This window comes from Mesorhizobium sp. M0563 (assembly GCF_040321065.1).
Lineage (GTDB): Bacteria > Pseudomonadota > Alphaproteobacteria > Rhizobiales > Rhizobiaceae > Mesorhizobium.
Map to the genome: position 1 here is coordinate 172483 of NZ_JAMYQV010000008.1, position 19631 is coordinate 192113.

18 protein-coding genes and 1 pseudogene are annotated in these 19631 nt (G+C 63.6%); 9 read left to right on the forward strand and 10 right to left on the reverse strand.

The features are described 5' to 3' along the window. Positions 1-59 precede the first annotated feature (59 nt). Both fdhD and NKI50_RS13505 read left to right on the forward strand, forming a co-directional pair. Positions 60-890: a formate dehydrogenase accessory sulfurtransferase FdhD gene (gene fdhD / locus NKI50_RS13500; RefSeq protein ID WP_352716809.1), complete on the forward strand. Its 831-nt coding sequence runs from the start codon at positions 60-62 to the stop codon at positions 888-890. Beyond that, positions 880-1188 carry a formate dehydrogenase subunit delta gene (locus NKI50_RS13505; protein WP_352483304.1) on the forward strand — a complete coding sequence of 103 codons (309 nt, stop codon included), beginning with the start codon at positions 880-882 and terminating at the stop codon, positions 1186-1188. The genes fdhD and NKI50_RS13505 overlap by 11 nt, the downstream gene beginning before the upstream one ends. Positions 1189-1214: 26 nt before the next feature. Here NKI50_RS13505 and NKI50_RS13510 read toward each other — a convergent pair whose 3' ends face one another. From NKI50_RS13510 to NKI50_RS13520, 3 genes are all read right to left on the reverse strand, one after another. Continuing rightward, positions 1215-1475 (reverse strand): hypothetical protein, encoded by a 261-nt coding sequence (locus tag NKI50_RS13510; RefSeq protein ID WP_198030469.1) that lies wholly within the window; start codon positions 1473-1475, stop codon positions 1215-1217. Between the two features lie 72 nt (positions 1476-1547). Further along, positions 1548-2048, reverse strand: a complete 501-nt coding sequence (locus NKI50_RS13515; RefSeq protein WP_352493730.1) for an MmcB family DNA repair protein — start codon at positions 2046-2048, stop codon at positions 1548-1550. A gap of 825 nt (positions 2049-2873) precedes the next feature. Then, positions 2874-3173 carry a DUF1330 domain-containing protein gene (locus NKI50_RS13520; RefSeq protein WP_023717905.1) on the reverse strand — a complete coding sequence of 100 codons (300 nt, stop codon included), beginning with the start codon at positions 3171-3173 and terminating at the stop codon, positions 2874-2876. Between the two features lie 152 nt (positions 3174-3325). Here NKI50_RS13520 and NKI50_RS13525 point away from each other — a divergent pair, with 152 nt between their 5' ends. From NKI50_RS13525 to NKI50_RS13535, 3 genes are all read left to right on the forward strand, one after another. Beyond that, entirely contained in the window at positions 3326-3652 is a 327-nt protein-coding gene (locus tag NKI50_RS13525; RefSeq protein WP_352483306.1) for a GYD domain-containing protein, read from the forward strand. Positions 3653-3814: 162 nt separating this feature from the next. Further along, positions 3815-3943 (forward strand): hypothetical protein, encoded by a 129-nt coding sequence (locus NKI50_RS13530; protein ID WP_352590769.1) that lies wholly within the window; start codon positions 3815-3817, stop codon positions 3941-3943. Continuing rightward, positions 3944-4069, forward strand: coding sequence for a hypothetical protein (locus NKI50_RS13535; RefSeq protein WP_352483308.1), 126 nt, complete (start codon positions 3944-3946; stop codon positions 4067-4069). A gap of 54 nt (positions 4070-4123) precedes the next feature. Here the strand turns inward: NKI50_RS13535 and NKI50_RS13540 are convergent. Continuing rightward, positions 4124-4207 (reverse strand): annotated as a pseudogene (locus NKI50_RS13540) (Cu(I)-responsive transcriptional regulator); the annotation flags it as partial. A gap of 222 nt (positions 4208-4429) precedes the next feature. Between NKI50_RS13540 and NKI50_RS13545 the strand changes: the two are divergent. Then, entirely contained in the window at positions 4430-5047 is a 618-nt protein-coding gene (locus NKI50_RS13545; RefSeq protein WP_023717909.1) for a L,D-transpeptidase, read from the forward strand. 167 nt (positions 5048-5214) lie between these two features. On the opposite strand, the gene NKI50_RS13550 is transcribed toward NKI50_RS13545, so the two are convergent. From NKI50_RS13550 to NKI50_RS13570, 5 genes are all read right to left on the reverse strand, one after another. After that, a complete protein-coding gene (locus NKI50_RS13550) occupies positions 5215-5784 on the reverse strand; it encodes a NifU family protein (RefSeq protein WP_023676386.1) in 570 nt (189 codons plus the stop codon). Positions 5785-6062: 278 nt separating this feature from the next. After that, entirely contained in the window at positions 6063-6554 is a 492-nt protein-coding gene (locus NKI50_RS13555; protein WP_023717912.1) for a universal stress protein, read from the reverse strand. Between the two features lie 192 nt (positions 6555-6746). Then, positions 6747-7829: a tryptophan--tRNA ligase gene (gene trpS / locus NKI50_RS13560; RefSeq protein WP_352716812.1), complete on the reverse strand. Its 1083-nt coding sequence runs from the start codon at positions 7827-7829 to the stop codon at positions 6747-6749. 293 nt (positions 7830-8122) lie between these two features. Then, positions 8123-9721, reverse strand: coding sequence for a murein biosynthesis integral membrane protein MurJ (gene murJ / locus NKI50_RS13565; protein WP_352493727.1), 1599 nt, complete (start codon positions 9719-9721; stop codon positions 8123-8125). A 46-nt stretch (positions 9722-9767) separates the two neighbouring features. After that, the gene (locus NKI50_RS13570) at positions 9768-12566 is read right to left on the reverse strand and encodes a [protein-PII] uridylyltransferase (protein ID WP_352483311.1); all 2799 of its coding nucleotides are present in this window, start codon (positions 12564-12566) and stop codon (positions 9768-9770) included. A gap of 227 nt (positions 12567-12793) precedes the next feature. Here NKI50_RS13570 and NKI50_RS13575 point away from each other — a divergent pair, with 227 nt between their 5' ends. The 3 genes from NKI50_RS13575 (at position 12794) to NKI50_RS13585 (ending at position 16683) form a co-directional block, all read left to right on the forward strand. After that, on the forward strand, positions 12794-15298 hold the full coding sequence (locus NKI50_RS13575; RefSeq protein ID WP_352548829.1) for a heavy metal translocating P-type ATPase: 2505 nt from the start codon (positions 12794-12796) through the stop codon (positions 15296-15298). Positions 15299-15341: 43 nt separating this feature from the next. Further along, the gene (copM, locus tag NKI50_RS13580; protein WP_352483313.1) at positions 15342-15728 is read left to right on the forward strand and encodes a CopM family metallochaperone; all 387 of its coding nucleotides are present in this window, start codon (positions 15342-15344) and stop codon (positions 15726-15728) included. Positions 15729-15837: 109 nt separating this feature from the next. After that, complete coding sequence (locus NKI50_RS13585) at positions 15838-16683, forward strand: aldo/keto reductase (RefSeq protein ID WP_352483314.1); 846 nt, start codon at positions 15838-15840, stop codon at positions 16681-16683. Positions 16684-16906: 223 nt separating this feature from the next. Here NKI50_RS13585 and mutS read toward each other — a convergent pair whose 3' ends face one another. Continuing rightward, positions 16907-19555 carry a DNA mismatch repair protein MutS gene (mutS, locus tag NKI50_RS13590; RefSeq protein ID WP_352716841.1) on the reverse strand — a complete coding sequence of 883 codons (2649 nt, stop codon included), beginning with the start codon at positions 19553-19555 and terminating at the stop codon, positions 16907-16909. Positions 19556-19631 lie beyond the last annotated feature (76 nt).

Here is a 19631-nt window from a genome sequence, read left to right on the forward strand (position 1 = left end):
GAACTGCCAATCTCCCCCCTTGAGGGGGAGATGGCCGGTAGGCCAGAGGGGGGTGCCGCGTGATGCCCAGACGTCGTGCTGTCACCCAGATCAGCCGCCTCGCGCGCCGCGCCGGCGGCACCGCGGCCGCCAACCGCATGGTGCCGGAAGAGACGCCGGTAGCATTCTCCTTTGCCGGCACCACGCATGCGGTGATGATGGCAAGCCCGGCCGATTTCGAGGATTTCGCGCTCGGCTTCTCGCTGACCGAAGGCATCATTGCCTCGCCAGACGAAATCGAAGCCATCGAGGTCGAGGATCACGGCGCCGGCATCGATATCCAGATCCGGCTGAAGGACCAGGCCAACACCCGTTTCGAGGCGCGTCGCAGACGGCTCGCCGGCCCGGTCGGCTGCGGGCTGTGCGGCATCGAATCGATCGAGGAAGCGATGCGCTCGGTCGATCCGGTCGGTGCGTCGAAACTTACACTTCAGGCCGATGACATCGTCCGCTCGGTCAAGCTTTTGTCGAAGGTGCAGCCGCTGCACGCCGAGACCGGCGCGGTCCACGCCGCCGGTTTTTACCTCCCCGGCAAGGGCATCGTCATGGCGCGCGAGGATGTCGGCCGTCACAATGCGCTGGACAAGCTGGCCGGCGCGCTGGCCAAAGCCGGTATCGACGGCAGGTCGGGGGCCGTCGTCGTGACGTCGCGCGTTTCGGTCGAGATGGTGCAGAAGACCGCGGCGATCGGTGCTGCCTTCATCATCGCCGTCTCGGCGCCGACGGCACTTGCCATCCGCACCGCAGACGACGCCGGCATGACGCTGGTGGCGCTGGTGCGCGGCGATGATTTCGATATTTTCACCCATCCTGACCGCGTGGTTTCCGGAGTTGCCAAGCATGTCGCATGACGAAGGCCACCTCATGAGCACCAGCGAAAAGCTGGTTCGCATGGCCAACCAGATCGCTGCCTTTTTCCACTCCAAGCCGCGCGAGCAAGGCATTGCCGGCGTCGCCGAGCACATCAACAAGTTCTGGGAGCCGAGGATGCGCCGGCAATTGTTCGAGATGCTCGACAGCGGCGGCGAAGGCTTCAACGAGCTTGTCGTCGCGGCCGCCCCACACATCAAGCGGCCGGGCGCGCCGGAGGGCGCAGGTTTTAGCGTCGGCGGAGCGAGCACCGAGACTACGGCTGCGTCACAGAAGTAGGCGCCGCGGGCCTACATTCACACCCTCTAAGGTTTCATCTGCCGCAAGTCTCGCGGCTCTGCTATGATCCGGCGATAAGAAATCGTCGGGTCGGGCGGACAAACCTCGTGAGGCCGATCGAAACTCGCTACGCGCTCAGCGGCGACGTGCGGATCGCCTATCAGGTGGTCGGCCAGGGATCGCTCGATCTCGTCTTCGTGCCGGGTTTCATTTCCAATCTCGACCTGCACTGGGAAGACGAAGGCTACAGCCGGCTGTTGGCGTTCCTTGCGGAACACCGCAGTCATACATCGTCTCTTATGCAAGGTGGCGGCAGCCGGGGCAGCGCAAGCCTCCATGACTACGGAGAGGGAAACCCCCTACTCGCTCTCACCCTCCAGCGCCGGCACCGACACCCCGGCAAGCTCCGCCGCCAGCAACCGCGCGGCACCGGCGCGCGCGATCCTCAGCATCAGCGCCTTGCGCGTCGCCGCCGCCATCCGGTGCTCGGGCGCATCGCGCAGGACCTCGGCACCATAGCCGTCGGAGAGAATGAAGCCGCACTCTTCCGGAAAGATCTCCGCGGGCACGCCGGGATGGGTGGCGAAGAAGAAGCGGTCGGAATGCAGCCGGTAGTCCGGCCATTTGCGGTCGACCCTGAAATCCTCGATCGAGGATTTGATCTCGATGATCCAGATATCGCCCTGGCGGGTCAGCGCTACGAGATCGGCGCGGCGCCCGGTGGCCAGCGACAGTTCGGGCAAGACATGCGCGCCCATCTGCTTGAGCAGCCGCTGCACGCCACGCCTGACCAGCATGGCACGCTCCGACTGGCGACCGTCGAGAAGGGGGTTGAGGGGTAGAGGTGAGATGATAGGCATGGCCGCACCATGTCAGATTTTGTTCACGGTTTGAACCCGGTTTTTGGGGCGATTATCCGGTTGACAAACCCAACCAGAACGGGACACCGCCGGTGCAGAACCCTGAAGCGCAAGCGGCCCACCGTGGGTGTTTTCCTACGGGTATTTACTGCCTGCAAGCTGTCTGGCACGACCCTCGGCAGTGGTTGCCTTGCGGGTTAGTGGGCCGCACATTACCCTTTCTCCACCTGGTGTGTTTATATAATAAGCACGCACACAGTATTTATTTGGAGTGTCCGGAAGACAAAGTTCACGCTTGTGGCCTGACCCCGGCTCAACATAGATTCTACAGGTTTTTTTACTCGTGTCATAAGGAACGTTCGCCTGGCTAGTGCATGCCGATGCACTGACGGCAATGGCTATAACGATGGCTATGCGGATCATGTTTTCCCCCAACACAACCGCATTTGAATCATGTTTTGTCGCCGCTGCCAAGGCGGGTTGCCAACCAGATAATCGCCTTTGTGCTGGGGCCAGTGCTGGTCTAGGAGCTCTTGTCTGTCGGATTAAGCCACTCACGCGCCTTCCGGTTTTTCAAATCAAATCGGTATAAGGAACAGGCGAGCACCGCTGGAAGACCAATGCCTCCGACAATAACCAGCGCGATAGGGCCAAACCAGCGGTAGGCTAGAACCCCAACCAAACTGAGGATCATGGCTCCAATGAAACTACTAATAGGCGCGGGCGTCACGGCTGATTTGTAGCGGAGCTTTGGTCAGCGGTCATCCGGGTTTGTCAAATATATAGCCGCCTTCTGGGCGGCGATTATCTGGTTGACAACCCCCTCTAACTAACCGGCATCATGCCCTCCAGAGCAATGATCCTCGTCTTTGCACAGCGTTCGCGGATGGCTTTGAGGCGGCCGTATTCCGGAGAGTCGTACCATGCGAGGAGCGAGGCCATGTCGGGAAATTCGACGATGACAAGGCGATGAGGCTCCCAATCGCCTTCCAGCACTTTGGTGGCTCCGCCACGAGCGATGTACCTTCCCCCGTAGCGGGCTTCGGTTGCAGGCACGTCCCGGCGGTATTCCTCGAAAACGGCGGCGTCGGTTATGTCGACATCGGCAATAAGATAGGCTGCCATTGACCTTACTCCCCTTAGGAAAGGCATTGAAGCAGGTCCATTAGCGGTCCCGCAACTAAGCCAGCGGTACTACGCCTCGGAAACGACTCGCGTTCTCCCGGATTGGGGCGCTTTACTACATTCGTGGGGGTAGCTCTGGGAGGAGACGAACCATGCCGATGTATCTCACGCGATTCAGCTACAGGCCCGAAACGTGGGCGCGCTTGATGGACAACCCCGAGGACAGACGCGAGGCTGCCCGCTCCTACATCGAGTCGGTGGGCGGAAAGCTGCACGGGTTCTGGTATGCCTTCGGAGAACACGACGGCTGGAATCTGTGGGAGGCGCCGGACAACGTCTCCATGGCATCGGTCATGCTTGCCATTGGTGCGGGAGGCGCGCTCAGCTCCTACGAGACCACCGTGCTGCTAAGTGTCGAAGAGACGATGGAAGCGCTTGGCAGGGCGAAGTCGATCCGGTATCGCCCACCGGGATCGTGACGGCCGCCCGTGCTTTGCGGAGTGTCGAAGGCTAGGTAACGCTTGCTATCGAACGGCGCACGCTCCTAAACTTTTGCGCAAAAGAGTCCGCTGCACCCTCTTGGCAGCGCCGGCAGCTTGCGCTTTCAATGTCGGCCACGGGATTTTTACGAGGAGCATTAGATGACGGACGATGACGGACGCAAATCGGCGACACCGGAGGAAATCCGCACGGCCGTTAGAGGATGGGCGGTGCTTGGGGCAATCATCGTTGCCGTGTTTGGTGCCGCCTACGTCATGATCGATAGTTGAATGGCCGACGATCCTGGTCGCCCCGATGGACTGCCTGAAAAGATCGGCACGGTCCTTGGTGCAGTGGTGGTGATCGGCACGTTCGGGCTTCTGGCTTGGACGGTGCTTCGCGGCGTTCTTTATTGAACCGGCCTATTGAACCAGGCTTGTCAGGATTATCTCCTGCAGCGGCCGCGTCTCAGGCGAGATCAGGCCGATCTCCTCGTAGTAACGGATGGCCTTGGCTGGCCGGCCAGAGCGCCAGCCAGCGTCACCGACATTCATGGTGATTCCCCGTCTCGGCGTTCTTGTTCTTGGCCCATTGATTTTGCAGCATAATCCTGCGGGGGCTGTTGCCGAAATGCCATAGTCGCAGGTTTACCGGCACGCAAGCCCAAGGATATAGGCATCGCCCGCTTGGCAAGCAAAGCAAATGCCAGCATGAATGAAGATGAAAAAAGCGGCCGACTCGAGCCGCTGTTGTTTGGGCAGGCATCGGACCTTTTCATGCGCATGAAGTCACTTGCAATCGTCGCGGCCCTGGCGCTGTCGACGGCTGTCGCCGGTTGCAGCACCATCGGCTCTCAGATCTTCACCAACAACTATGGCGCGGTGACCGATGCCGGCTATCATCTGCCGCGCATCCCGATCGAAAAGGTGCCGTTCAAATACCGCCGGCAGATCGTCGACTACGACACCAGGGAAAAGCCGGGCACCATCATCGTCGATACGCAGAACAAGTTCCTCTATTTCGTCATGGGCGACGGCGAAGCGATGCGCTACGGCATCGGCGTCGGCCGTGAAGGTTTCGAATGGCACGGCACCGCCCGTATCGCACTAAAGCGCGAATGGCCGACCTGGACGCCGCCTTCGCAGATGATCAGGCGACAGCCGGAGCTGGCCAAGTTTGCCGGCGGCATGGAGCCGGGGTTGAAGAACCCGCTCGGCGCGCGCGCCATGTACCTGTTCAACAAGGGCGGCGACATGGGCTACCGCCTGCATGGCAGCCCGGAATGGAATTCGATCGGCAAGGCGATGTCGTCGGGCTGCATCCGGCTGATGAACCAGGACATTATCGACCTCTACGACCGCACCTCGGTCGGCGCCAAGGTCATTGTGCTGTAAGACCATGATCCCGAAAAGCGGGACCCGGTTTTCGGACAAGATCATGGTCAAACAAGAAGAGCTTTATACGCGGACCGTCTAGGCAACACACAGACGTCGCAAACAGAAAACCGGGCACTTTGGCCCGGTTTTTTGTTGTCTATCGACGTTGACGATGGAACGGCGCGTCAGGAGACCTGTTCGACGTGCTGCACTTCCGGCACAAAGTGCCGGAGCAGGTTCTGGATGCCGTGCTTCAGCGTCGCCGTCGAGGACGGGCAACCGGCGCAGGCGCCCTTCATGTGCAGGAATACGGTGCCGTTCTCGAAGCCGCGGAAGGTAATGTCGCCGCCATCCTGGGCCACCGCCGGGCGCACCCGCGTGTCGAGCAGCTCCTTGATGGTGACGACCAGCTCCTCGTCGGCCTTGTCGTAGAATTCGCCGGTCTGGCTGGTCTCGGCGGCGGGGCCGGCCTTGGCCATCACCGGGGCGCCGGACATGAAATGCTCCATGATGGCGCCGAGGATAGCCGGCTTCAGATGCTGCCAGTCGGGACCGTCCTTGGTCACGGTGATGAAATCATAGCCGAAGAAGACGCCGGTGACGCCGGGGATCTCGAACAGACGGCCGGCCAGCGGCGAAGCCGTCGCGGCGCTGTCGGCATCGCGGAAATCGGCGGTGCCTTCTTGCAGCACTTCCTTGCCGGGCAGGAATTTCAGCGTCGCCGGGTTTGGCGTCGACTCGGTCTGGATGAACATGGCCATCTCCGTGCCCGTTTCGGGCAGCTAGTTTGGAATAATTCTAATTAGGCTTTATCCGCCCGACATTCAAGCGAAAGGCATCGCGGGGAACGGCTGGCTGGTGGAATGTTTTGCTAGCTCGCTGAAACAATTGGAGATGTGTTGAGATTCAGGTCAGGCCGAGCCGAAAATGATGGTTTCCGAGAACCGGAGCGGAGCGTACTTTTGGTACGTGAGCACCGGAAGCGCAGGAAGCCGCCATTTGTAGGCCGGCCTCACCTGAATATCGGCACATCTCAGGCGAGGCTGTCGATCTCCTCGTCCGACAGGTTCTGCGGCACCACAGTCACTGGAATCGGAAAGGCGGCGCCCTTGCCGGCAACCGCGCCGACCAGCGGCCCAGGCCCTTCCTTGCCGGCGCCTGCCGCCAGCACCAGGATGGCGATGTCCTGGTCTTCCTCGATCAGCTTGTGGATCTCTTCCGTCGGCTTGCCTTCGCGCACCACCAGTTCCGGCTCGATGCCGAGCTTCTGGCGCACCTTGTTGGCGTAGCTGTCGAGCGCGGCGCGCGCCGTGGCGGTCGCCTCCTCGCGCATGATCTTCTCGACGCCCAGCCAGTGCTGGAAATCATCCGGCTCGATGACATAGAGCAGCACCAACACGCCGCCCGTGCTTTGCGCCCGCTTCGAGGCGTAGGCGACGGCGCGCTCGCATTCCGGCGTGTCGTCGATGATCGCCAGGAACTTGCGGCGATGACCGGCTTCGCGGCTGAGGCGTTTGGAGACCATATTCACCCTGCTCGATGGTTTCGGCCGCAATCTGCCACCGCCACAGCCCGCCCGCAAGCGACCGGCGGCTGTGGCGATATTGGTGCAGCTTAAAGCGCGTCGCGTTCGACCGGCCTCATGCGACGCGCTTCAGGTTCTTGTTCTATGCATGTCGTTATCGCAAAACCGCTGCACACTTTTGCGCGACATAAATTAGCCTTGCAGCAGGCCGATAATGTCGCGCACGGTCTTCATCGTCGCTTCGGCCAATGTGCCGGCACGCTCGCCGCCATCCCGCAGCACCGCGTCGACATAGGCGCGGTCGCCGGAGATGCGGCGCATCTCGCCGGCGATCGGCGCCAGCTTTTCCACCGCGAGATCGGCCAGCGCCGGCTTGAACACCGAAAACTGCTGGCCGCCGAATTCCTTCAGCACCGCCTCTTTCGATATTTCGGCGAGGCCGGCATAGATGCCGACGAGGTTTTCCGCTTCCGGCCGGCCGGCAAGCCCGTCCAGTTCGCCGGGCAAAGCCTCCGGGTCCGTCTTGGCCTTGCGGATCTTCTTCGAGATGGCGTCGGCATCGTCGGTCAGGTTGATGCGCGACAGGTCCGACGGGTCGGACTTCGACATCTTTTTCGAACCGTCGCGCAGCGACATGATGCGCGCCGCCGGGCCGCCGATGACCGGCTCGGTCAGCGGAAAATAGCCGTTCACCGTCTCTTCGCCCACCTGCATCTCGACGCCGACACCAATCGCCGCGATACGGTCCGAAAAATCGTTGTTGAATTTCTGCGCAATGTCGCGGGTCAGCTCCAGATGCTGCTTCTGGTCGTCGCCGACCGGCACATGGGTGGCGCGGTAGACGAGGATATCGGCGGCCATCAGGGAGGGGTAGGCGAGCAGGCCGAGCGAGGCGTTCTCGCGGTCCTTGCCGGCCTTGTCCTTGAACTGCGTCATCCTGTTCATCCAGCCAATGCGCGCCACGCAGTTGAAGATCCAGGCAAGCTCGGCGTGCTGCATCACCCGCGACTGGTTGAAGACGATGTGCTTGGTCGGATCGATGCCGGAGGCGAGAAACGCCGCGGTGATCGAACGCGTCTGGTCCTGAAGATCCTCATAGACGAGCTGCGCGGTCAGCGAATGCAGGTCGACGACGCAGTAGATGCAGTCGGAGGTGTCCTGCAGGGCGACGAATTTCTTGATGGCGCCGAGATAATTGCCGAGATGCAGATTGCCGGTTGGCTGGACGCCGGAAAAGACGAGTGGCTTGAAGGCGGGCTGGTTGAGGCCGGTCATGGTGTATCCCTGGCTTGTGGAGGGCCGTTTCGCGCGCGGCGAAAGTCTTGCGACGGCGCGCTTATGGACGAGAGCGAGGAGACGATCAAGAGGGGTGTTGGCTAGGCCGCGCGGGGCTTTGACCGTGGCCGAGCAAGACGCCACAGAAGGCTGTTTGAAGGGGATGGCGCCGACCAGAATCAAAAACCCGCCTTGCGGCGGGGTCGTCGGTGCGAATCAGCACCATACGCAAATTAGTAGCATAGCTGCAGGCACAAAGCAAGAACAAAATTGGACCTGACGAATTTTCCGCCTCACGAATCCGGAGATTGCTCCTTGACCGGCTGGGAGCCTTTACGCCCGATATTGCGGCGGATCATGCCGAAATCCGCACCCCCGGTGGCAAACGCAGTGACGAAGTAAAGCAGCGCCCCGCCGGCGACGAGCGCAAGCAGCGTTACCGCCTTGATCACCAGCGGCGAGCCCGAGCCGAGACTTGCGGCGAACCAGTGCTCGGCAAAATAGAGCGCCGCCGCCATCACCGCCGCCGACAGCACCAGCCGCGGGATGCGTTTCATGAGCGGCAAGTCGCGGCCCCAGTGGCCGCGCCGGATCAGCACGGCCAGCAGCATCGCCGCATTGACCCAGCCGGCGACGGCGGAGGCAACGGCAATGCCGGGCGCGCCCATCGTCGGAAACAGCGTCAGTGCCGTCGTAATGTTAACCGCCACCGAGATGGCGGCGAAAATCATCGGCGTGCGCGTGTCCTCGCGGGCGAAATAGCCTGGGGTGAAGGCCTTGATCAGCACGAAGGCCGGCAGACCGAGGCCGAAGATCGCCAGGATTGCCGCGACCGTCGGCGTCGAATTGTTGGCGGCGAAGGCGCCGCGCTCATAGACCAGCCGCACGATCGGCTCGGACATGACCAGCAGGGCGGCCGCCGCCGGCAAGGTCATGAACAGGGTGAACTCGACCGAGCGGTTCTGCAGATTGGCCGCCTCGACCAGATTGCCTGACTTCAGCGCCCGCGACAGTTCCGGCAAAAGCACGATGGCGACGGCGACGCCGACAACGCCCAGCGGCAGCTGGTAAACGCGGTCGGCATAGGCCAGCGACGACACCGCGCTGTCCTGCGCCGACGCGATCGCCGTGCCAATCAGCTGGTTGATCTGGGTGATGCCGCCGGTGATCGCCGCCGGCAGTGCCAGGATCAGCAGCCGCTTGACGCTGGGCGTCATCTTCGGCCGGCGGAAGCCGATCGAAATGCCGGCATGGCGCACCGCCGCCCAGACGATCGCCAGCTGCACCAAGCCGGCCGCCAGTACGCCCCAGGCCAGCCCGAAACCGACGGTGCGGGCGTCCGAACCCTTGTACCAGGCATAGGCAAGCACGGCGATGAGGATGATGTTGAGGAACACCGGCGCCACCGCGGCGGCGAAATAGCGGCGCAGCGAATTCAGCATGCCGGCCATCATGGCGCCGAGCGACATGCAGATCAGGTAAGGGAACATGACGGTCGCCAGTGCCACCGTCATCTCGAATTTTCCGGGCGTGTCGGCAAAGCCCGGCGCCACCAGGTAGCGCACGATCAGCGGCATCGCCAATTCCATGGCGATGGTTAGCGCCAGAAGCGCGGTGAACAAGACGCCGAACACCTCTTCGGAAAAACGCTTGGCGCCGTCGGTGCCGTGCGTCTCGATCTCTTTGGCGAACAGCGGCACGAAGGCGGCGTTGAAGGCGCCTTCGGCGAACAGCCGGCGAAAGGTGTTGGGAAACTGGAAGGCGGCGTTGAAGGCGTCGGCGATCGGCCCGGTGCCGAGTGCGGCAGCCATCAGCATCTCGCGGCCAAAGCCGAGGGCGCGGCTCATCAGCGTGCCGGAAGCGACCGTGGCGAATTTCTTGACAAGGCTCATGCGCTTGAAGACTGCCTGTGGGATTGGGGCAAATGGAAGGTAACAGTCACTCGGCGGCCGTTTTGGTCTTGCCGCGCTCGGACGCCGTGCCCTCGAGCACCGCGATCAGCCTGTTGCGGATGGTCGCCGTACGCGACGGGCTGTCGATCTTCTGGCCGGTGAGATCGGTGACGTAGAACGTGTCGATGACCTTTTCGCCGAAGGTGGTGATGTGGGCCGAGGCGATGTCGAGCGACAGGTCCGACAACATGCCGGTGATCTCCGACAGAAGGCCCGGCCTGTCCAGTCCTTCGACCTCGATCACCGAGAACCGGTTCGACAGGGTGTTGCGGATCTCGGCGCGTGGCGGGATGCGGAAGACCTTGGCGCCGCGCCGTGGCTTGGTGCGCTTCTCGATCATTTCGGGCAGCCAGCTCTTGCCCGACAGCACGTCCTCGATCAGCCGGCCGACGCGCTCGGCACGGCGACGCTCGTCCTCGTCGCGGTCGAACTCCCTGGAGATCAGGATGGTGTCGAGCGCGCGGCCGTCCGAAGTGGTGAATATCTGCGCGTCGACGATGTTGCCGCCGGCCGCAGCACAGGCGCCGGCAATCACCGAGAGCAGGCGCGGATGGTCCTGCGCCAGCACCGTGATCTCGGTCACCGCCTCGAACTGGTGGGTCTTGACCATGGTGGCGAGCTTCTTGCCGGCGTGATCGGCCTCGCGGATGAATTCGGCATGGCGCAGCTGGTCGGGAAGATCGACCGCCAGCAGATAGTTCTCGTAGTGCTGGCCGACATAACGCTTGCGGGCCTTTTCCGGCCAGTCGGCAAGTGCCTCGGCCAGTTGTTCGCGCGCCGCCGCAGTCCGCTTGGCGCGCGACACCTCCGAAAACCCGCCGGTCAACAAAAGCTCGGTCTCATAGTAGAGCGTACGCAGCAGCTGGCCTTTCCAACCGTTCCAGACCCCCGGCCCGACGCCACGGATATCGCAGACGGTAAGCACCAAAAGCATCTTCAGCCGTTCGACCGACTGCACGATGGCGGCAAAATCCTCGATCGTCTTGCGGTCGTTGAGATCGCGGGTCTGCGCCGTCATCGACATGACGAGGTGGTTCTCGACCAGCCAGGCGACCGTTTCGGTGTCGGCCGGCGAGAGCCCCATATGCGGGCAGATGCGCCGCGCGATTCTGGCGCCGGCTTGCGAATGGTCCTCAGGCCTGCCCTTGGCGATGTCGTGCAGCAGCACGGCGACATAGAGCGCCTCGCGGCTCTTCTTCAGCCCCGGCATCAGCGCGTGGGAAAGCGGATGCACCTTTTCGCCGTCGCCGCGCTCGATCTCGGCCAGCACGCCGATGCAGCGGATCAAATGCTCGTCCACGGTGTAGTGGTGATACATCGAGAACTGCATCATGGCGACGATCTTGCCGAAGTCCGGGATCAGCTTGGCAAGCAGTCCGGCCTCGTTCATTCGCCGCAGATTGAGCTCGGCGTTGCGGTCCGAGGTCAAGATGTCGAGGAACAGCCGGTTGGCCTCCTCGTCGCGCCTGAGCGCCTTGCCGACGAGGCCGAGAGAGCGGGTCAAAAGCTTCAGCGCATCGGGGTGGAATTCCAGGCCGTGCTTGTCGGCAAACCAGAACAGCCTGAGCAGGTTGACCGGATCGCGCTCGAACACCTCGTCGTCGGCAATGTTGATGCGGTGGTTGTCGACGATGAAATCGGCCGTGCCGGCGAGCTTGCGCTTGCGCCGCGAGAAGGTGAGAAAGATGCGGTTGAAGCCCGGCACATGCTTGGCCTGCTCCTCTTCCAGCGCGGCGCAGAAAATGCGGGTCAGGTCGCCGACATCCTTGGCGACGAGGAAGTAGTGCTTCATGAAGCGCTCGACCGCCGACAGGCCGGGATGGGTGGTGTAGCCGAGCCGCTCAGCGATGTCGCGCTGGATGTCGAAATGCAGCCGCTCCTCCGCCTTGCCGGTGAGGAAATGCATGTGGCAGCGCACCGCCCACAGGAAGTCCTCGGCCTTCTGGAATTCCCTGTATTCGGCGTCGGTAAAGACGCCCTTGTCGACCAGTTCCTCGCCGGTGCGCACCCGGTAGAAATATTTGGCGATCCAGAACAGCGTCTGCAGGTCGCGCAGGCCGCCCTTGCCGTCCTTGACGTTAGGTTCGACCAGGTAACGGCTCTCGCCGGCCTTGGCGTGACGCTCGTCGCGTTCGGCAAGCTTGGCCTGGACATATTCGGGGCCGGTGGTGCGCACCACCTCGTGGTCGAAGCGCTGCAGAAGCTCGTCATAGAGCTTTTGCTCGCCCCACAGGAACCGCGCCTCCAGGATCGAGGTGCGGATGGTGATGTCGGTGCGCGACAGCCTGAGGCACTCGTCGATGTTGCGCGTCGCGTGGCCGACCTTCAGCCCGAGGTCCCACAGCATGTAGAGCATATATTCGACGATCTGCTCGCCCCATGGCGTCTGCTTGTAGGGCAGCAGGAACAGCAGGTCGATGTCGGAGCCCGGCGCCAGCGTGCCGCGGCCATAGCCGCCGACGGCAACGACCGCCATGCGCTCGGCCGACGATGGGTTTTTCACGCGGTAGACATGGGTGGCAGCGAAATCGTAGAGCGCACGGATGATCTCATCCATCAGATGCGACAGCCGGGCGGCGCAGGCGGTGCCGCTGCCGTCGTCCATCAGCATGCGTTCGGCGACAGTGCGCCCGTCGGCGAGCCGGCTTTTGAGCAGCTTGAGGACGCCGCCGCGCGCGGCCTTGCCCGAACCGTCGCCTGCCGTGGCCGCGGTCAGTTCGGTCATCTCGCGGCGCAAGGCTTCGCCGTCGATCAGTTCCTCGAGCTTCAGGGATATTCTTGCCATAAATGCCGTTCGGCCTCGCCGTTTCGGCGGCGTCTATAGCGCGTTTTCGCGGCGCTGGGTATGGGGCGGACGGACGCGTTCTCCGCGGCCGCCGACGGGACGATCGTCTCGTGCCCGCAGCCGGTTCGGTTTGGGCCTGGCCGCGAAAAATCGAAAATCGGCCCTTGACCTTCCAGTTACTGGAAGCACTACCTCCGCTGCAACATCGAAATACAGGGGCTTTCGGCATGACGCATTCCGACCACGATCATCACAGCCATGGCAGCTGCTGCTCGGCAAAGAGCGCCTCGCCTGCCGCGGACGCCGTCGTCCGGGATCCGGTCTGCGGCATGACCGTCGATCCGGCCGCCGGCAAGCCGACCGCCGGGCATGACGGCCATCGCTATCATTTCTGCAGCGAAAGCTGCCGTTCGAAATTCGTCGCCGAACCTGAAAAATATCTGACCGCAACCGATCCCGTCTGCGGCATGAGCGTCGATCGCGCCACGGCCAAGCACTTTTTGCGCCACGAGGGCCAAGGCTTCTATTTCTGCTCCGCCGGCTGCAAGCCGAAGTTCGAGGCCGAGCCGGCAAAATATCTCGGCGACAAGCCGGCGCCGCAGGCGATGCCCAAGGGCACGCAATACACCTGCCCGATGCATCCCGAAATCATCCGCGACAAGCCCGGCTCCTGCCCGATCTGCGGCATGGCGCTGGAGCCGATGGGCGTGCCGACCGGCGACGAGGGGCCTAACCCCGAACTGGTCGATTTCACCAGGCGCTTCTGGGTGAGCGCGGTGCTGTCCGTGCCGTTGCTGGTCATCGCCATGGCACCGATGCTCGGCCTGACATTCCAGGCCTTCATCGACGACCGCGCGAAGGTCTGGCTGGAGCTGGCGCTGGCGAGCCCCGTGGTGCTGTGGGCGGCATTCCCGTTCTTCCACCGCGGCTGGGATTCGATCCTCAATCGCAGCCCCAATATGTGGACGCTGATTTCGCTCGGCGTCGGTGCCGCCTATCTCTACAGTGTCGTCGCCACACTGTTTCCAGGCCTCTTTCCGCACCAGTTCCGCGGCCATGACGGCACCGTGCCGGTCTATTTCGAGGCGGCGGCGGTAATCGTCGCGCTGGTGTTCCTCGGCCAGGTGCTGGAATTGCGTGCCCGCGAGAAAACCGGCTCGGCGATCCGTGCGCTGCTCGACCTGGCGCCGAAGACGGCGCGGCTGATCGGCGCGGACGGTTCCGAAAACGACGTGCCGCTCGATATTGTCAAGGCCGGCGACCGCCTGCGCATCCGCCCAGGTGACGCTGTACCGGTCGACGGCATTGTGCTTGAAGGGCGCTCTTCCGTCGACGAATCGATGATCACGGGCGAGCCGCTGCCGGTCGAAAAGACCGAAGGCGACAACCTCACCGGCGGCACGCTCAACAAGAATGGCTCACTGATCATGCGCGCCGAAAAGATCGGCGCCGAGACGACACTGGCGCGCATCGTCGAACTGGTCGCCAAGGCGCAGCGGTCGCGCGCGCCGATCCAGGGGTTGGCCGACCGCGTCTCGTTCTACTTCGTCCCGGCCGTTGTTCTCGTTGCGATCATTGCGTTTGTAGCCTGGGCGATCGTCGGACCGGAACCCAGCCTGGTGTTTGCCATCGTCTCGGCGGTCTCGGTTCTGATCATCGCCTGTCCGTGTGCACTCGGCCTTGCGACGCCAATGTCGATCATGACCGCCACCGGGCGCGGCGCGCATGCCGGCGTGCTGATCAAGGAAGCGGCGGCGCTCGAGCGCTTTGCCTCGGTCGATACGCTGATCGTCGACAAGACGGGAACGCTGACCGAAGGCCGGCCGCGACTGACCGACGTCGTTGCCGTCGAAGGCATGGCGCAAGACGAGTTGCTGGCGCTCGCCGCCGGGCTGGAAAAAGGCTCGGAGCATCCGCTGGCCGAGGCGATCGTTGACGGCGCCCGCGGACGCGGGGTGAAGGTCCCCGACGCGAGCGGTTTCGAGGCTGTCACCGGCAAGGGTGTTTCCGGCACGGTTTCGGGACAGAAGGTGGCGCTTGGCAATGCCGCGATGATGGCCGATCTCGGCATCGATACGGCTTCGGTCCTGGCCAGTGCCGAGGCGCTGCAGTCCGACGGCAAGACCGCGATGTTCGTCGCTGTCGCAAGCAAGCTCGCCGGCCTCGTCGCCGTCGCCGACCCGATCAAGGCGACCACCGCCGAGGCGATCAAGGCGCTGCATGACAGCGGGCTGAAGATCGTCATGGCGACCGGCGACAATGAGCGCACCGCCAAGGCCATCGCCGCCAAGCTCGGCATCGACGCGGTGCATGCCGGGCTTTTGCCCGAACAGAAGAACGCGCTGGTCGAGGAGTTGCGCGCCGGCGGTGCCGGCGTCGCCATGGCCGGCGATGGCGTCAACGATGCGCCGGCACTTGCCGCCGCCGATGTCGGCATCGCCATGGGCACCGGCGCCGATGTTGCGGTCGAAAGTGCGGGGATTACGCTGGTCAAGGGCGATCTCAACGGTATCGTCAGGGCCAGGACGCTGGCCCGCGCGACGATCCGCAACATCCGCCAGAACCTGTTTTTCGCTTTTCTCTACAATGTGCTTGGCGTGCCGGTGGCTGCCGGCGTGCTTTATCCGCTCACCGGCACGCTGTTGTCGCCGATGATTGCGGCGGCGGCGATGAGCCTGTCTTCGGTTTCGGTCATCGCCAACGCATTGCGGCTCAGGACATTGAAACTCTGAGTAAAACTTCCAGATACACCCTGTTCAAAAAAGGAGACGATGAATGACCTTGGCCAAGAAGATCGTGCTGCTGATGATGGCGGCGGGAATGCTGCTTGCTGTTTTCCTCGAAAGCGTTCCTGCACAAGCCGAGGAGATGAAGCACGACATGGGCGGCATGGGCGCGCAGAGCCCCTCGACCGAGGGCTACAAGGCGGCGATGGACAAGATGCATACCGACATGATGGCGATCGAATATTCCGGCAATGCCGATGTCGATTTCGCCCGCGGCATGATCCCGCATCACCAGGCTGCCATCGACATGGCCAAGGTCGAGCTCGCCAATGGCAAGGATCCGGAAATCCGCAAGCTGGCCGAAGCGGTGATCGCCGCGCAGCAAGCCGAGATCAAGCAGATGCAGGACTGGCTCGCCGCCCATCCGGTGAAGTAGGCGTCACGCTGTCGGGGAATCCAGGCGAGAGGCTTCACCTGGATTTCTGCTTCACCTGGATTTCCCTTGGCGGCTATGGTGCTATCCGGGCCTCGGACTGGAGCATGCCATGCCATCGACGATACGAACGACCACCCTGCCCTGCGGCGAAGCCGTGCCGGTGCTCGGCCAGGGCACCTGGAAGATGGGCGAAGACGGCCGCCGCCGTACCGACGAGGCCAATGCCCTGAAGCTCGGGCTGGATCTCGGCATGACGCTGATCGACACCGCCGAAATGTATGCCAGCGGCGGTGCCGAGGAGGTGGTGGCGGAGGCCATCGCTGGTCGCCGCGACGAGGTTTTCCTGGTCTCCAAGGTGCTGCCGTCCAATGCCTCGCGCGCCGGCGTGAAACGGGCCTGCGAGAACAGCCTGAGGCATCTCGCCACCGACCGCATCGATCTTTATCTGCTGCATTGGCCGGGCAGCGTGCCCTTGACGGAAACGGTCGAGGCATTCGAAGCGTTGAAGGCAGCCGGCAAGATCCGCCATTGGGGCGTCAGCAATTTCGATACCGGCGAGATGGAAGAGCTGGTCCGATTGCCGGCCGGCGGCAACGTCCAGACCAATCAGGTGCTCTACAATCTGTCGCAGCGCGGCGTCGAGTTCGACCTCGCCCCGTGGAGCCGGCAACGCGGTATGCCGCTGATGGCCTATTCGCCGGTCGATCAGGGGGTATTGGCGCGCAATGCCAGGTTAGATGCCATCGCCGCTCGCCACGGTGCGACGCCGGCGCAGATCGCGCTTGCCTGGGTGATGGCGCAGGACGGGGTGATCGCCATTCCCAAAGCTAGCCGCCCGGAGCATGTCCGGCAGAATGTCGCGGCGTTGGACATCGAGCTCACGAGCGAAGATTTCGCCGAAATTGACCGCGCCTTCCCACCGCCGAGGCGGAAGTCGGGCCTGGCGATGATTTGAGGGGGTGGGGCGGAAGGCAAGCCAAAGCAGCGTTCCGTCACACCCCCCTCTGTCCTGCCGGACATCTCCCCCACTGAGGGGGAGATTGGATCTCGCATCGGCTTTCGCCAACTTCGAACGTCGAAGGAAAAAGCGCTGTCAGCGAAACTGCCAATCTCCCCCCTTGAGGGGGAGATGTCCGGCAGGACAGAGGGGGGCGCCGTAGAGCGCTATCGGACGAGCACTACTTCCCCACAAGCCCCTTCAGCCGGTACAGCGCTTCCAGCGCCTCGCGTGGCGTCATCTCGTCGGGATTGATCTCCGCTAGCGCTTCACCCAGCCCATCACTCCTGGCCGGCTTCGACGCTTCCCGCTTCGCCGCCACGGAAAACAGCGGCAGGTCGTCGACCAGACGGTTGGCCTTGCCCGAGACCTCGCCGGCTTCAAGCTGGTGCAGCACTTCTTTGGCCCGGCCGACGACGGCTTCCGGCAAGCCGGCAAGCCGCGCTACCTGGACGCCGTAGGAACGGTCGGCGGCACCCTTGCCGACCTCGTGCAGGAAGACCACGTCGCCCTCCCATTCCTTGACCCGCATGGTGACGTTGGAGAGCCGCGGCAGTTTTCCGGCGAGCGCCGTCATCTCGTGGAAATGCGTGGCGAAGATCGCCCGGCAGCGGTTCTTCTCGTGCAAATATTCGACCGCCGCCCAGGCGATCGAGAGGCCGTCGAAAGTGGCGGTGCCGCGGCCGATCTCGTCGAGGATGACCAGTGCGCGTTCGCCGGCCTGGTTGAGGATCGCCGCTGTCTCGACCATCTCGACCATGAAGGTCGAGCGGCCGCGCGCCAGATCGTCGGAGGCGCCGACCCGCGAAAACAGCCGGTCGACGACGCCGATATGGGCTGATGCCGCCGGCACGAAGGAGCCGGTCTGGGCAAGGATGGCGATCAGCGCGTTTTGCCTGAGAAAGGTCGACTTGCCGCCCATATTGGGGCCGGTCAGCAGCCAGATCGCGCCGGCCTTGGCATCGCCTTGCGGCGACAGATCGCAATCATTGGCGACGAACGGGCCTTCGCCGGAACGCCGCAGTGCCTGTTCGACCACCGGATGGCGTCCGCCCGAAATCTCGAAGGCAAGGCTCGCATCGACCAGCGGCCGGCACCAGGCCTCGCTTTCGGAAAGCAAGGCAAGGGCTGCCGAAACGTCGAGCGCGGCGAGCGCTTCGGCGCCGGCGCGGATCCTGTCGGCCTGGCCGACGACTTCCGCCGTCAGCGCCTCGAAAGCGGCAAGCTCGATCGCCAGCGCCCGGTCGGCGGCATTGGCGATCTTCGATTCCAGCTCGGCGAGTTCCGTGGTGGTGAAGCGCATGGCGTTGGCCATGGTCTGGCGGTGGATGAAGCGCGCCTTGGCGCCGTCGCTGCCGGTCATCAGCGCATGGTGGTTGGCGGTGACTTCGATGTAGTATCCCAGCACATTGTTGTGCCTGATCTTCAGCGAGCGGATGCCGGTCTCGTCGATCAGCGAGCGCTCCAGCCCGGCGATCACTTTTCGCGACTCGTCGCGCAGTGCCCGCATCTCATCGAGTTCGGCGTGGTAACCGGAACGGACGAAGCCGCCGTCGCGCTTGAGCAGCGGCAGCTCGTCGCTGAGCGCCTGTGCCAGATGCGTCGCCAGCGCGCCGGGCAGTGCCTTGATGGCCGCTAGCGCCGCCGCCAGTTCGGCGGGCAAGGCGGTTTGCCCGAACAGTCCGGCGATGGCGCCGGCCGCTTCGAAACCGGCGCGCAGCGCGCCGAGATCGCGCGGACCCCCGCGGTTGAGCGCCAGCCTGGACAGCGCGCGCGGCATGTCGGCGACGCTCTTCAGGCTGGCCCGCACCGCCTGGCAGAGGCGCGTCTCGGAGCGGAAGAACGACACCGAATCCAGCCTTGCAGCGATTGCCGCCGGGTCGGTCAGCGGCGCCATCAGCCGGTCAGCGAGCAGCCTTGCGCCGCCACCGGTCACCGTGCGGTCGATCGCCTTGAACAGCGACCCCTCGCGGCTGCCGGACAGCGTGCGCAGCAGCTCCAGATTGGCGCGCGTCGCCGGGTCGATGAACAGTGTCGATCCCTGCTCCTCGCGCTCCGGCCGCGACAGCGGCGGCCGCTCCGCTTTCTGCGTCTTCTCGACATACGCGATGACGCCTGAGATCGCCGACAGCTCGGCGCGCGAAAACGAGCCGAAACTGTCAGGCGTCGCCACCTCGAAGAAGCGGGCGATGCGGCCGGCGGCCGAAGCCGAATCGAACAGCGACGGCGGCTGCGGGCTGGCGACGCGGCCGAGCACGTCGAACACCGGTTTCAGCTCCGGGTCGTAAAACACCGGTTCGGCGACGATCAGCTCGCGCGGATCGACACGGAAGACGTCGGCGAGCAGCCGGTCGGCGGTGGTTTCAGCGACGCGGAAGACACCGGTCGAGATCTCGATCCAGGCCAACGCGAAGGAATGCTCGGCGCCGCCCTTGACCCGTCCCAGCGCCATCAGAAAACTCGATTCCGACGGCGCCAGCAGTTTGTCCTCGGTGATGGTGCCTGGCGTCACCAGCCGCACAACATCGCGGCGCACCACCGATTTGCCGCCGCGCTTCCTGGCCTCGGCTGGATCCTCGATCTGCTCGCAGACGGCGACGCGGAACCCCTGGCCGATCAGCTTCTGCAAATAATCGTCGGGGGGGTCCACCGGACCGCCGCACATCGGGATGTCGAGCCCCTGGTGCTTGCCGCGCTTGGTCAGCACGATGCCGAGCGCCCGGCTTGCCTTCTCGGCATCGTCGAAGAACAGCTCGTAGAAATCGCCCATGCGGTAGAACAGCAGCGAATCCGGGTTCGCCGCCTTGATCTCGATGTACTGCTCCATCATCGGCGTCGCCGGCGCGAAGGCCGGCGTGGCGTTGTCGCTTCGAATGGGCGTCTCGTCGTTCAAAAAGCTGCTTCCA